General features: G+C 40.5%; 11 protein-coding genes. 8 read left to right on the top strand and 3 right to left on the bottom strand.

The window, feature by feature from the left end; all coding sequences use genetic code 11:
* Window positions 1-67 precede the first annotated feature (67 nt).
* The 3 genes from BW935_RS04165 (at window position 68) to BW935_RS04155 (ending at window position 5,205) form a co-directional block, all read left to right on the top strand.
* The gene (locus tag BW935_RS04165; RefSeq protein WP_076498873.1) at window positions 68-2,482 is read left to right on the top strand and encodes a TonB-dependent receptor plug domain-containing protein; all 2,415 of its coding nucleotides are present in this window, start codon (window positions 68-70) and stop codon (window positions 2,480-2,482) included.
* A 55-nt stretch (window positions 2,483-2,537) separates the two neighbouring features.
* The gene (locus BW935_RS04160) at window positions 2,538-3,365 is read left to right on the top strand and encodes a ZIP family metal transporter (RefSeq protein ID WP_076498872.1); all 828 of its coding nucleotides are present in this window, start codon (window positions 2,538-2,540) and stop codon (window positions 3,363-3,365) included.
* Window positions 3,366-3,426: 61 nt separating this feature from the next.
* Window positions 3,427-5,205, top strand: a complete 1,779-nt coding sequence (locus tag BW935_RS04155; protein ID WP_076498870.1) for an SLC13 family permease — start codon at window positions 3,427-3,429, stop codon at window positions 5,203-5,205.
* Between the two features lie 360 nt (window positions 5,206-5,565).
* Here the strand turns inward: BW935_RS04155 and BW935_RS04150 are convergent, their stop codons facing one another.
* A complete protein-coding gene (locus tag BW935_RS04150) occupies window positions 5,566-6,486 on the bottom strand; it encodes an AraC family transcriptional regulator (RefSeq protein ID WP_076498869.1) in 921 nt (306 codons plus the stop codon).
* A gap of 163 nt (window positions 6,487-6,649) precedes the next feature.
* On the opposite strand from BW935_RS04150, the gene BW935_RS04145 reads away from it, so the two are divergent.
* From BW935_RS04145 to BW935_RS04125, 5 genes are all read left to right on the top strand, one after another.
* Complete coding sequence (locus BW935_RS04145; protein WP_076498867.1) at window positions 6,650-8,176, top strand: aldehyde dehydrogenase family protein; 1,527 nt, start codon at window positions 6,650-6,652, stop codon at window positions 8,174-8,176.
* Between the two features lie 171 nt (window positions 8,177-8,347).
* Window positions 8,348-8,761 carry a DUF779 domain-containing protein gene (locus BW935_RS04140; protein WP_076498866.1) on the top strand — a complete coding sequence of 138 codons (414 nt, stop codon included), beginning with the start codon at window positions 8,348-8,350 and terminating at the stop codon, window positions 8,759-8,761.
* Window positions 8,762-8,859: 98 nt separating this feature from the next.
* Window positions 8,860-9,297, top strand: coding sequence for a nuclear transport factor 2 family protein (locus BW935_RS04135; RefSeq protein ID WP_076498864.1), 438 nt, complete (start codon window positions 8,860-8,862; stop codon window positions 9,295-9,297).
* Complete coding sequence (locus BW935_RS04130) at window positions 9,294-10,031, top strand: VIT1/CCC1 transporter family protein (protein ID WP_076498863.1); 738 nt, start codon at window positions 9,294-9,296, stop codon at window positions 10,029-10,031. The genes BW935_RS04135 and BW935_RS04130 overlap by 4 nt, the downstream gene beginning before the upstream one ends.
* Before the next feature lies 1 nt (window position 10,032).
* On the top strand, window positions 10,033-10,788 hold the full coding sequence (locus BW935_RS04125) for a DUF5995 family protein (protein ID WP_076498861.1): 756 nt from the start codon (window positions 10,033-10,035) through the stop codon (window positions 10,786-10,788).
* Window positions 10,789-10,907: 119 nt separating this feature from the next.
* On the opposite strand, the gene BW935_RS04120 is transcribed toward BW935_RS04125, so the two are convergent.
* Window positions 10,908-13,433 (bottom strand): ABC transporter permease, encoded by a 2,526-nt coding sequence (locus BW935_RS04120; RefSeq protein ID WP_076498860.1) that lies wholly within the window; start codon window positions 13,431-13,433, stop codon window positions 10,908-10,910.
* Window positions 13,426-14,103 carry an ABC transporter ATP-binding protein gene (locus BW935_RS04115; protein WP_076498858.1) on the bottom strand — a complete coding sequence of 226 codons (678 nt, stop codon included), beginning with the start codon at window positions 14,101-14,103 and terminating at the stop codon, window positions 13,426-13,428. Before BW935_RS04115 ends, BW935_RS04120 begins: the two co-directional genes overlap by 8 nt.
* Window positions 14,104-14,231: the final 128 nt, after the last annotated feature.

Genomic DNA, 14,231 nt, shown 5'->3' with positions numbered 1-14,231 from the left:
CCGCTTATATGAAAGCATGCATTAATTCTGTTTCTTTCCAGTAAATTAGACTTTGAACACAAGAAATATGAAACTAGTTAGTCTATCTCTTTTTTTGATTTTTGCATGTTTCCAAAGTCTTGCACAGACCATCTCTATCAAAGATAAGGAGTCTGGAGCTCCCTTGGACTTTGTGTCTATTTATAGCCAATCACAAAAGTTATTAGTCAATACCAACGCTAGTGGCAAAGCAGATATCAGTAAAATGAAGGGGCAGGAAAACATTCAAATCAGGCTTTTTGGTTATAAATCTCAGACTTTTTCCTTTGATGCTTTAGAAGCTTTGAATTTTGAGGTACTCCTACAGCCAACTGCCATTTCACTTCAGCAAGCGGTAGTATCTGCCACGCGTTGGTCTCAATCTAGACAAGAAATACCAGCTAAAATCTCAAGTATCAGTAGAGAAGAAAGAGAATTACTCAACCCGCAGACAGCAGCAGACCTACTCGGAATTTCTGGAGAAGTTTTCGTGCAGAAAAGTCAACAAGGAGGAGGCAGCCCAATGATCAGAGGCTTTTCGGCTAATAGACTACTTTATACTGTCGACGGGGTAAGGATGAATACTGCAATTTTCAGAGGTGGTAATTTACAAAATGTCATCTCCTTGGATGCTTTTGCAACTGAAAGTACAGAAGTGCTTTTTGGTCCTGGATCAATCATCTATGGTAGTGATGCCATAGGAGCTGTGATGAGTTTCCAAACCCTCACTCCTAAATTCTCAAGCTCAGCAAAGCCCGAAATTTCAGGGAGTACCACTTTGAGAACTTCCACAGCAAACGGAGAGCAGACAGGACATATTCATGTCGGTATTGGTGGAGAAAAATGGGCATCTGTCACTAGCTTTACTAGGAGCGATTATGGTGACCTAAGGATGGGCAAACATGGGCCAGACGAGTACCTCAAAAGAACCTATGTAGACAGAATAGATGACCTAGATCAAATCATCACTAATCCTGATCCAAGGATTCAAAAACCAAGTGGATTTTCTCAAACCAATCTGATGCAAAAAATCAGATATCAGCCAAAAGAAAATTGGGATTTTCAGTATGGTTTTCACTATTCGGAGACATCTTCCTATTCCCGCTATGACAGACATATCAGGCTTAGTCCTGATGGCACTCCAAGAAGTGGTGAGTGGGATTATGGCCCGCAGATATGGATGATGAACAATCTGCAAGTAACACACCAAGCTACGAACAAACTGTTTGATGAAGCTTCCCTGCGGCTTGCAGTTCAAAACTTTGAAGAAAGCAGAATTGATAGAAATTTCAACGATCCAATCCGAAGGACTCGAATAGAAAAGGTCGATGCCTATTCGGCTAACATAGACCTAATGAAAAACTTGAATGGTTCATCTAAGTTTTTTTATGGTCTTGAATGGATCCTAAATGAGGTCAACTCCCAAGGAATCAATGAAAACATCATAGAAAATCAAATCTTGGCAGGTCCTGCAAGATACCCTCAAGCTTCTTGGACCTCAGCTGCTGCATACATCAGCTATCAGAATAAGTTGGGGAAAAATCTACTCTTTCAGACTGGAGTTAGATTGAATAGCTTTGCCATAGATGCTGATTTTTCAAATAATCTAGACTTCTATCCACTACCTTTCGAAAAAGCCGAACTTCGAAATTCTGCTTTAACAGGGAATATTGGATTAGTGTACACACCACAAGATAGTTACACCATCCATGTCAATGCTTCTAGTGGATTTAGATCACCGAATGTAGATGATATTGGGAAAATTTTCGATTCTGAACCAGGTACAGTGCTGATCCCCAATCCTAATTTGGATGCAGAATATGCATATAATGCAGAGGTCGGGATCAGTAAAGTTTTTGGAGAAAATGTCCTGATGGATTTTTCTGCATATTACACCCTGCTGGACAATGCTATCGTCAGGAGGGACTTCATGCTCAATGGCCAGGATAGTATTATTTACGATGGGGAATTGAGTAGAGTCCTAGCACTTCAAAATGCTGCCCAAGCTACTGTCATGGGCATCCAAGCTGCCATAGAAATCAAGCTTCCTTACAACTTCTCTTTGTCTTCTCGCTACAATATTCAGCGTGGTGAAGAAGAAACAGACGATGGAATAGTCAATCCTACTAGACATGCCCCTCCTGCATTTGGCGTGACAAGATTGACATTTAAGAAAAATAAATGGAATGCTCAACTCTATTCGGAATATGCAGGTCAAATGACCTTTCAACAACTCCCACTTGAGGAAAGAGGAAAACCAGAACTTTATGCCATAGATACTGATGGCAATCCTTTTTCACCAAGATGGCTGACGGTAAATCTCAAAGGGATGTACAAAATCTCAGATTCTTTTTTTGCTAATGTAGGCATCGAAAACATTGCTGATATCAGGTATAGGACCTACAGTTCAGGAATCGTAGCTCCAGGTAGGAATTTTGTCTTTTCCATCACTGGAAGATTTTAAACTCACAAACAAAGTAAATAGCAAAAGATGAATACTTTTGTATAAATCTCAACCTATGATAGAAACACTGGAAGCATACGCAATAGAACTTGGACCAGTTTGGTCAGCTTTTATCGCTACCAGTTTTACTTGGATGGTCACTGCACTAGGCGCATCGTTGGTCTTTTTTTTCAAAGAGATCAAAAGGTCGGTGTTTGACACACTCCTCGGCTTCACTGGTGGGGTCATGATCGCTGCTAGCTTTTGGTCGCTATTGGCTCCTAGCATTAAACATGCTGAATCACAATTCCCTACTGCATCTTGGATTCCCGCAGCTGTTGGCTTTTTAGCTGGAGGGTTATTTATTTTTGCTTTAGATAAATTCATGCCACACCTCCATATTAATTTTAATAAAGAGGAATCAGAAGGAGTTGCCACCAAATGGCATAAATCAACCTTACTTCTATTAGCCATTACTTTACATAACATCCCCGAAGGGCTAGCTATAGGCATACTCTTTGGAGCTGCTTCCATGGGCATGGAAGGTGCCAGCATTACCGCTGCAATTGCATTAGCTATCGGAATTGGTATTCAAAATTTCCCCGAAGGTATGGCTGTAGCGATGCCATTGAGAAGAAATGGCGCTAGCAGAAGAAAGAGCTTCTGGTATGGACAGCTTTCTGCGGCAGTTGAGCCTGTGGCAGGTGTCATTGGAGCTTTTTCGGTCATCTATATGCAAAATATTTTACCATATGCGCTATCCTTTGCCGCAGGTGCAATGATATTTGTGGTAGTAGAAGAAGTGATACCCGAAACTCAACGAGACAAATACACCGATTTGGCAGTTTTGGGCTTTATGGCTGGATTTACACTGATGATGATCCTAGATGTTGCCTTAGGTTAAAAGGATATACTTTGGGAATCAGCAGAATTATTTTTAAATAGTTCTTAAACTAAACTCACATATGCAAGAATACATTGTTTTTGGTGTTTTGATATTTGCTTTGGGATTTTTTATCTGGGGTAAATTCAGGTATGACCTTGTGGCAATGACCTGTCTCTTGGCATTGGTGCTCGCAGGAATTACACCTGTAGAAGAAGCTTTTTATGGTTTTGCTCATCCTGCGGTGATTACTGTAGCTGTGATCCTAATCGTCAGTGCAGGCCTTCAAAACTCTGGGTTAATTGACTTAATTGGGAAGTGGGTAATGAAATTAGGCAATAACCTCACTTTACAAATCGCCGTCCTTTGCCTGATCGTTAGCATAGCCTCTGCTTTTATGAACAATGTAGGCGCCTTGGCCGTCATGATGCCGGTCGCCCTTCATCTTGCTAAGAAAAATGGGAATTCTCCTTCTTCTTTATTGATGCCTATTGCATTTGCCTCTCTTTTAGGCGGAATGATTACATTGATTGGTACACCTCCTAATATCATTATCGCTAGTTTTAGAAAAAAAGAAATAGGAGAAGCCTTTTCCATGTTCGAATTTGCTCCAGTGGGTATTGGAGTTACATTAATTGGTCTATTATTTATTATTGCTATCGGCTGGAGATGGATCCCTAAGAGAATCAGTGGAGACAAAAAGGAAGACAATTACTTCGATATCGAAGACTATATCACCGAGATCATCATTGAAGAGGACAGTAAACTTGCTGGAGAATCTTTGCTTAAAATTCACGAGATGAGCGAAGGAGATATCCAAGTACTCAATGTAGTGCGAAGTGGATACCTAATGCATGCGCCCGATATGAATATGGTATTGAGATCGGGAGATATCATTTCTTTAGAAAGCGATGGAGATGACTTGAAAGACTTGCTAGAGAAAAGCCAATGCAGACTCTTGGGGAGTAAAAAAGGGGATGTTGAAGATAAAGCAATAGGAAGTGAAGAAATATCCATCGTAGAAGCTGTAGTAATGGCTGACGCTCCGATTTCTAATCAAACTGCAGCAAGTCTAAGTATGCGAAATAGGTTTGGGGTAAATCTCTTGGCCGTGTCTCGTCAGGAAAAGAAAATCAGAAAAAGGCTAGACCACGTGAAGTTCAAAGTTGGTGATGTACTCTTACTACAAGGTAATGCTGAGAAAATAAATGAAAGTCTCCAATCAATGGGTTGCCTTCCATTAGCAGACAGAGGCTTTTCAATTGGCAAACCAAAGCGAATAATTGTAGCCTTAGCTATTTTCTTATCATCGATTGGATTGATCATCTCAGATGTACTTCCAGTTCAAATTAGCTTCACCATAGCAGCTCTAGCGATGGTACTCACCAAGACCCTTGATCTCAAAGAACTATACCAAAAGGTAGATTGGCCAGTCATCGTTCTTTTAGGAGCCATGCTCCCATTAGGAATCGCACTAGAGGAAACAGGAGGTGCCAATACGATTGCAAACTTCCTGCTTGAAGTTGGATCTAGTCTACCTGCTGAAGGTAGTCTATTTTTATTCTTTGTCACTACCATGCTACTTTCCAATGTCATCAACAATGCTGCAACAGCTGTATTGATGGCTCCAATTGCAGTCAATATTGCAAATGGTCTAAACGTATCTACGGATCCATTTCTGATGGCTATCGCTGTGGCTGCATCAGCAGCTTTCCTCACTCCTATCGGGCATCAATCCAACACATTGGTTATGGGCCCTGGAGGGTATGCCTTCAAAGACTATCTTAGAATGGGCTTACCGATTTCTATTCTAATCACAATCGCAAGCATTCCATTAATTTTGTTCTTCTGGCCACTTTGAGGACGTACTTTAGAAAGAGAAAAGCTATATCTAACCAATTACGGTCACTTTTGATGCTAAACCATATGGAAATTGTGTCTTTTGCAATCAATAGGTTTATTTTAAACTAGTTTTATCAAAAAAAGCAAAAAATTTAGATAAAGCGGTTTAAAATTGAACCATAAAAAAAGGAATCTTTGTAAAAGATTCCTTTGATGGGTTTATTTGTTACTGACCTCAGCCATATTTACTTTGGTAATTTTTAAACTTTTGTTGTTTTTTCGCTACCAAAATTTCCTAAACATAACAAAAACATAATAAATGGCAATAAATCTTTAAATAAATTTTTCAAGCGGTAATTCCTTCCCTGATATTATTTGGTCAATGTAGATTAGATTGGTAAACCTTTGGAGTCATTCCAAACTCTGACTTAAAAGCTCGAATAAAGTAGGTTATATTATTGAAACCAGCCATATAGCAGACTTCTTGAATTTGGTAATTTGCCATCCTAAGGTAGTTTTTAGCAAGACTTAATCTCTCCTTGAGCACAAACTCCATCGGACTGAGCCCTAGCTCTTGTTTAAAACTCCTTGAAAAGTGCGGCTTACTCATGCAAGCCTTCTGACTTAGGACATCTAAGTTTAACTCTTCTCTGATGTTATTCTTGATATATTCTACTACATGAGCCAGTCGATTATTAGAAGCGATAAGCTTATAAGTCTTTTGTAGCATATCTCTGGCCTGTGTTTGTGTCAATCTAATCAAAAGCTCCTTCAAGGCCAGAGATGCAATGACATCTTTTTCTTTGGACCTTTCCTTTACCCCTATTCTGATAAATCGATTGATAATTTCGGAGAGGTCTTGGGTATTGATCAAATGAAAATTGGACAGATCCAAACCCCACTCATCTGTCAGCATTTTATCAGGAAAACGTTCATTAAGAAGATTGAACGTATTTTCAATCATTTCTTTAGAGATGGACAACGCAATGCATTGAGTAGGATTATCGATTTGCGCTTCAGGAAAGTCGATCTTCATCAATTCGTTGGGTGGAACAATGACTGACTCACCTGGCAGATAATCAAAACCAGGCTTATCAAAGAGGTGCATGACTTTTTTCCCTTTGAGCATAGTAGTCAGCACCAAGTCCCCAAAAACCAAATTGACATCAGCTGCCTGTTGATGAGTTTCAAAAATATTGAGCTCGCAATTATTCAAAGTATAGGTCGTCCTATTCTCCACTAAGGTCTTCAAATCCTTCTCATTTCTCCAAGGCACGCCTGCAATGAAATTTTGACTCATGGGTTTAATTTTGGGTTTTTCTTAAAGTTATTAATAAAGCTTCACTTTTAAAAACAACGAGATCTAATCGTGGATGTTACGCCAAGTGGATTACTTGATTGGATAAGTGGATTTTTTTCAAAATATAATAAAGAGATTTGACAAAAACCCAAAATAAAAAAATATGTCAACATTAACATTATCCCAATCAAAGCCTGTGGATAGACCACAGATCAAAGAAAAGTACGACCATTTTATCGGAGGTAAATGGGTAGCTCCTAGCTCAGGTGAGTATTTTGACAACATCTCTCCAATCGACGGCAAAGCTTTTTCTAAGGCCGCAAGAGGTAACAAAGCAGATATTGAAAAAGCGCTTGATGCAGCACATAAAGCATTTGCCACCTGGTCTAAAACATCAGCAGCAGAGCGTAGTCGTGTACTTAACAAAATCGCTGATATCATTGAAGAAAATCTCGAAATGCTCGCCCGAGTAGAAACCATTGATAATGGGAAAGCATTGAGAGAAACTAGAGCCGCAGATCTACCACTTTGTATAGATCACTTCAGATATTTTGCAGGTGTCATCAGAGCAGATGAATCCTCTATCTCAGAACATGACGAGACCACTGTTAGCATTGCACTTCACGAACCGCTCGGCGTAGTGGGTCAAATTATTCCTTGGAACTTTCCACTTTTGATGGCCACTTGGAAAATAGCACCTGCACTTGCCGCAGGCTGCTGTACTGTAGTCAAGCCAGCTGAGCAGACCCCTACTAGCATCATGGTCTTGATGGAATTGATCGCAGATGTATTGCCTCCAGGTGTATTGAATGTAGTAACTGGATTTGGACCTGAAGCTGGCAAACCTTTGGCTACATCCGACAGAGTGGCCAAAGTAGCATTCACAGGTGAAACAACAACTGGTCGATTGATCATGCAATATGCTTCTGAAAATTTGATCCCAGTGACCATGGAACTTGGAGGGAAATCTCCTAATATTTTCATGAAATCAGTAGGAGATGCGGATGATGAATTCTTCGACAAAGCCGTAGAAGGAGCAGTAATGTTCGCTTTGAATCAAGGAGAAGTATGTACATGCCCATCTAGAATCTTGGTGCACGAGGACATCTATGACAAATTCATGGAAAGAGTAGTTGCTCGTACCAAAGCCATCAAAATGGGTCATCCGCTCGCCGAAGATACCATGATGGGTGCCCAAGCTTCCAATGATCAGTTCGAAAAAATCCTCTCTTACCTTGATATTGGTAAGCAAGAAGGTGCACAAGTACTCTGCGGTGGTGACAAAGCCAGCCTCAACTCAGGTTTAGAAACAGGCTACTACATACAGCCTACCATATTCAAAGGCCATAACAAAATGAGGATTTTCCAAGAAGAAATCTTTGGCCCTGTAACTTCCGTGACTACTTTCAAAACCACAGAGGAAGCCATCGCTATCGCCAATGACACCATGTACGGACTAGGTGCAGGACTTTGGTCCAGAGATGCTCACGAGTTGTATCAAGTACCAAGAGCCATTCAGGCTGGACGAGTTTGGGTCAATTGCTACCATGCTTATCCTGCGCATGCGCCTTTTGGAGGATACAAAAAATCTGGATTTGGTCGTGAAAACCATCTAATGATGCTCAATCATTACCGTCAAACCAAAAATATGCTGATTTCTTACAGCAAAAACAAATTAGGATTCTTTTAGAAAATCCTAATTAACAACTTACAAGAAGCATGATAGCAATATCCTGCTTCTTGTTTTTTGCTTTTATAATCCTTTTAAAAGAAAATTATAAAGCCAATCGGCATAAATCAATTATCTTCTGAATAAAGTAGTTTTACAATTCTCTATTTCTAAAACTTGTAAACAATAACCATGAGTGATAAAAAATACATTCCTAGAGTCATTCTCTCTGAGGCTGCAATTGATACGATTGACACATTGAGAAAGCGATTTGGTACAGACTTGATGTTTCATCAGAGTGGAGGATGCTGTGATGGCTCTTCTCCTATGTGTTTCGAAAAAGGTGATTTCAAAGTAGGTGGAAGTGACATTTGGATAGGTAAGGTGTACGGCTGTGATTTTTTCATGAATAAGGATCAATTCGAATATTGGAAACATACTCAATTGACCTTGGACATCACCCAAGGAAGAGGAAGTAGTTTTTCTATTGAAATCCCCATGGGGATCCGATTTATCATCCGATCAAGAGTATTTACCATGGAAGAATTGGAAAATCTTGAACCTACCATGACTGGCGAAGAAATGATGGAAAATAATTTACTTTAAAGCTTTTTGAAAGATTGATTAGACTAAGATAAATTCCAAATTGCCAAATCCGCCCTTTTAAAATAGTGGCAAGTCACTTTTTTCATTAACTTCAATGCATGAAGAAATTGATGTTATTCGTGTTTTTTTGCTCCTTGTTTTTTATCAAGGAGGCTAACTGTCAAACAAGTGAAATCCATGCCATTGAGCAAACTATCAAGCTTTATTTTGAGGGAATGATAGAACGAGACAGGTCCAAATTAGATAGGGCATTTGACCCCGCGGCAAGACTAATCGGATATAGAGGAGAGCAATTCACCATCACACCTTATGAAGAATGGGCAAGTGGAACTGCTAAGGGTTCTCCCCGCAACCCCGCAGAATATGACAATCATATCATGAGTATTGAGATCAAAGGATATACAGCCTTAGCCAAAACAGAATTATTCTGGCCAGGCATTTACTATTTCGATTACCTGACTTTGATCAAAATAGAAGGTCAATGGAAAATTGTCCACAAGACTTGGTATGAAGAAAAAACAAACTCAAACCTATGAATTCAAAAAAAGAGCAAAAACTACATCAAGAGATCACTTTTGCAGGCAATATCCAAGAGTATCTAAGGGAATTTGTGTATGGTGGTATAGATGGTGCAGTCACTACATTTGCCGTGGTAGCAGGTGCTGTGGGCGCTAACTTAGACCCTGCGATCATCATCATACTTGGCTTTGCCAATCTCCTGGCAGATGGCTTCTCTATGTCTGTAGGAGCCTATCTCTCATCCAAGTCTGACCAGGAAAACTACAACAAGCATAAAGCAGTAGAATATTGGGAAGTCGATAACCTCCCTCAAAAAGAACGACAAGAAATTGAAGATATTTATAAAGACAAGGGATTTGAAGGGGAATTGCTACAGCAGGTAGTAGATGTCATCACTGCTGATAAAGATAGGTGGGTAGACGAAATGATGAAGGATGAATTGAATATGATGGAGGAAACCAAAAGCCCTTTTAAAATCGGACTAGCCACTTTGATTTCTTTCATCGTAGTGGGCTTTATCCCGTTGATGATCTATGTTTATGATTACTTCAGGGACACCAATTTTGATGTTTTCCTTTGGACTAGTGTGTTCACTGGATTAGCATTCGCTGTGGTAGGTTGGATGAAAAGTTATGTCAATCAAACCAATGTTTTCAAAAGCGTGGGTGAAACATTGGGTTTGGGTTTCTTGGCAGCCTTAGTTGCCTATTATGTAGGAGATTTTTTAGAAGGTTTGATAAATTTTAGCTAGGATGAAAACTATCGCAGCTGTCATCCTAAGAATGGATCAAATCGTAGCAGAGTGCCATCAGAAACAATCTAGATTGGGATATTTTGCTATTCTTTATCGTCAAGTTACCGTAAGAGTAGCAGAAGGCATCTCGCAGGGAGAGTTTGAGGACAACCCTAGAATGGAAGTACTGGATGTGATATTTGCTAAGCGTTTTATTGATGCTTACGAAGCATACAAGAAAGGGAAGTCAACTACCTTAAGCTGGGAAAGAGCTTTTGAAGCTGCAAGGAATGGCAAACATATTATTTTGCAACATTTATTATTGGGCATCAACGCCCATATCAACTTAGACCTAGGAATAGCTGCCGTGGAGACGGTAGGTGACCAGCCATTGACATCCATCAAAAATGATTTCGATAAAATCAATGCTGTGCTCTCTGAGTTAGTAGATGGCGTCAAAACCAACATCGGGAAGCTCTCTCCAGTTTTTAATTTCTTGATTCGATTTGCTAAAGGTAGAGATGAAATCTTAGTCAATTTCAGCATTCAATTGGCCCGTGATGGAGCGTGGAAATTTGCCCAATCATACGAAATCGCTGATGATAAAATCAAGAGTATCAAATTGAGAGATCAAATCATTGCTGGCTTAGCAGAAGGACTGATCAACCCTGGCAAAAGATTAAGCCGCATCATCAGTTTGATCAGCCTCACAGAGTGGCGCTCAGTTGCAAGCAATATGAATCAATTGGATGCGGTAATCAAAAAAATCAATTAAGATTTACCAAAGAGAATCATTTCTTTCCTCTAAACTAATTATCTAAACGTATATCTGATCCCCAGACTAGCTCTAAGATTCACATAAGAATCAAAAGTAAATACATTCTACATTAAATTTTATCCTCCCTCTCTCAATATCTCCATCGGAGGTTTATTGATGATCTTTCTACCATTGAGCCAGCCGAGTACAATCGTCAATAAGGTCAATGAAACATAAACCAAGAGCGCCTCTTCATAAGCCCCTCGATAAGGCAACTCAAAGACAAACTTGCTCAACAGAAATGTCGCAACAAAAGATAAGAGAATCCCGCTCAGAGATGCCAATGACCCCAAAAAGAAATACTCCAAGGTATTGATTTTTCTCACTGTGGCACTGTCAGCACCTAGCGTCTTGAGCAAGATACTCTCTCGCATCCGCTGATATTTGCTAATGATCAAAGAGCTGATCAACACCAAAATCCCCGTTGCTATACTGAAGAATGCCATAAATTGAATCACAAAGCTTATTTTGCCCAATATCTCTTCTAAAGTCTCCACGATAGCTCCTAGATTCACTACAGAAATATTAGGGAAAGCCCTGACAATATCAGACTGAATTTGTGCTGCTTGACGATCATTCTTGGTTTTGGTGATTACCACATGAAATTTTGGAGCTCGCTCCAAGACACCTGCTGGAAAAAGCACCAAAAAATTGGTAGAAACCTGATTGAACTTGACATCCCTAAAGCTCCCAATATAGGTTTTGATCGGCCTGCCTTGTACATTGAAAATAATTTCGTCCCCGAGCTTCAGTCCTGTTCTCAGCGCATAGCTCTGGTCAAAAGACACAAAGATGCTATCACTTGGACTAGATACATTTCTCAATTCACCTTTTACTAATCTTTCAGAAGAAATCAAAGTATCACGATAGGTAACCCTAAACTCCCTATTGTAAAGCCCTCTTGATCTTCGAGTTTCTTCGGGAAGGGTATCATTGCCTTTTTTGGTCAGTCCATTGATAGATTCCAGCGCCATCGTGACGATAGGAACTTGTTGCAAAACGGGAATTCCCTCGCTTTTGACCTGCTGGACTACCGCCTCCACTTGGTGATCTTGGATATCAAAAAGCAGCATATTAGGCTGATCTTCCTTGTCTGCAAACTTTGCCTCATCCAATAATTGTCCCTGCACAAAAAACAGTGTACTGATCATTGCAGTACCTAGACCAATGGTAGCGATCAGCGAAGTGGTTTGATTATTTGGTCTGTATAGATTTGCAAGCGATTGTCTGATTGGATAAGACAAGCTTATTGGCAAAAACCTTTTGATCAACCACATCACAGCCAAAGCTACCGACCACAAAGCACCAAAGGCAAAAATCACAAATCCTGTAAAGCCCAAGGCTGATTTCCAACCTGGTAATAGGGTGTAGCTAAAACCAAAAACAAATAGTAAAATCCCAAAAATCACTAGCCACCTTAATGGATCTTTGTTCAATTTGGTCTCCTCCTCATCAGGACGCAATGTCGCCATAGGCGATACCTTGCGCATCTTGAGCAATGGCAAAAGTGCAAACAGTAATGCCACCAATATCCCTGTGACAATCCCAAATCCAATACTAGACCAAGAAAGAGATACCGTCACATCCACAGGAAGAAAATCCTCAAATACCACAGGGAGCACAAACTGTAACAGAGAACCCAAAGCCGCTCCAACGATCGAGCCAAAGAAGCCCATCATCAAGATCTGAAAAAGGTAAATCTGCATGGCCTGCCAGGCTGATACACCCAAACATCTGAGAACAGCCACAGAGGGGAGTTTTTCTTTGACAAATACATTCACAGCACTCGCCACACCAACACAACCTAGTAACAAGGCTATGAAAGCTACTAAGCTCAGAAAATTGGCAAGGTTATCAAAAGAGCGACCTGTTCTCCTTCTTCTTTCCTCCACTGAATCTGCACTAACTTTATCTTCCTCCCATTGTGCTTCATACTTTTTGATCAGTTCATCAGGATCGATCTCATCTGCTAATTGATAATAGCGCACATAGCGAAGCCTACTTCCGTATTGAATCAGACCTGTGGCTTCTGCGTATTCCATGGGAATATATACCGCTGGTGCTACAGTGGCGGTAATACCCGTCTGACCTGGCACCTTCTGCAATTCGCCTACAATTTCGAAAGTCACCTCTCCTACCTTGATGCTATCACCTACTTGGGCATTAAACTGCGCCATGAGGATTTTTTCTACCAATGCCTTTCTTCCTCCAGCTCTAAACTCCTCTGATGCATTCAGAGGAATAGTTTCCAAGGTGCCATAAAAAGGATAATCCCCCTCCAGCACTCTCACTTGAGTGAGCCTACTCTCTCCTGACTCTGGGAAAGCGACCATACTGGCAAAATTGATCTCATCTGCCTGCGCAATTGCCACCGAATCCGTAGGCTGACCCCCTAATGGTTTACTGTTTTCCAATACCAAATCAGCCCCTACTAGCTCCTTGGATTGTTTTTCAATGTCTGACTTGAGATTATCACCAAAAGAGCTGATGGCCACCAATGCAGCAATCCCCACGACCATAGATGAAACAAAAAGCAGTAAACGTGAGAAATTCTTTCGGAAATCCCTCAAGGCCATCTTCCAGACCCAAGCAAAATTACCCATTTGATTCCTCCTGTATTTTTCCACCTTTGATCTGAATAATCCTATCCGTACGCTTCGCTAATTCCGTATCGTGCGTCACTAGAATTAAGGTAGTCCCTTGCGCTTTATTCAAATCAAAAATAAGCGCTTCTATCATCTCTCCTGTCTCTGTATCCAGATTACCAGTCGGCTCATCAGCAAAAAGAATCTTAGGTTCATTGGCAAAAGCACGTGCGATGGAAACTCGCTGCTGCTCCCCTCCTGACAACTGTGTGGGATAGTGCGTCATCCGATCTTTGAGACCTACTTTTTCCAATAATTCCATGGCTTTTGAGCGGGCATCTTTCCTCTTTTTTAGCTCTAGCGGCACCATCACATTTTCCAAAGCGGTAAGAGTTGGTAGCAATTGAAAGTTTTGAAAAATAAAACCAACATCTCTGCTACGCACTGCGGCTCGCTGGTCTTCATTGAGCTTTTCGAATGCTTCTCCATTCAATATCACCGAACCTGTCGACGCAGCGTCCAAGCCAGCACAAAGTCCCAAAAGTGTGGTCTTGCCAGAGCCAGAAGGCCCAACGATAGCAATACTCTCACCTTCAAGAATTTCAAAATTGACCTGATCCAACACTGTAAGCTTTCTACTCCCACTCTGATAAGTTTTGGAGACGTCTTTGACGGTTAATATTCCCATAGATTTTATTTGATAAGAGATACCTAGTGAGTTAAACTGAATTGCCTTGAAAAAAGATCAAAACAATAGAAATTAGATGATTTTGAAAATACGAATACACAATTACCAATTCATCAACAGCCTAAAGC

The sequence above is a fragment of the Belliella pelovolcani genome, from assembly GCF_900156785.1.
Lineage (GTDB): Bacteria > Bacteroidota > Bacteroidia > Cytophagales > Cyclobacteriaceae > Belliella > Belliella pelovolcani.
Note: the sequence above shows the minus strand (reverse complement) of the source record. Positions and strands in the feature narration are given on the sequence as shown.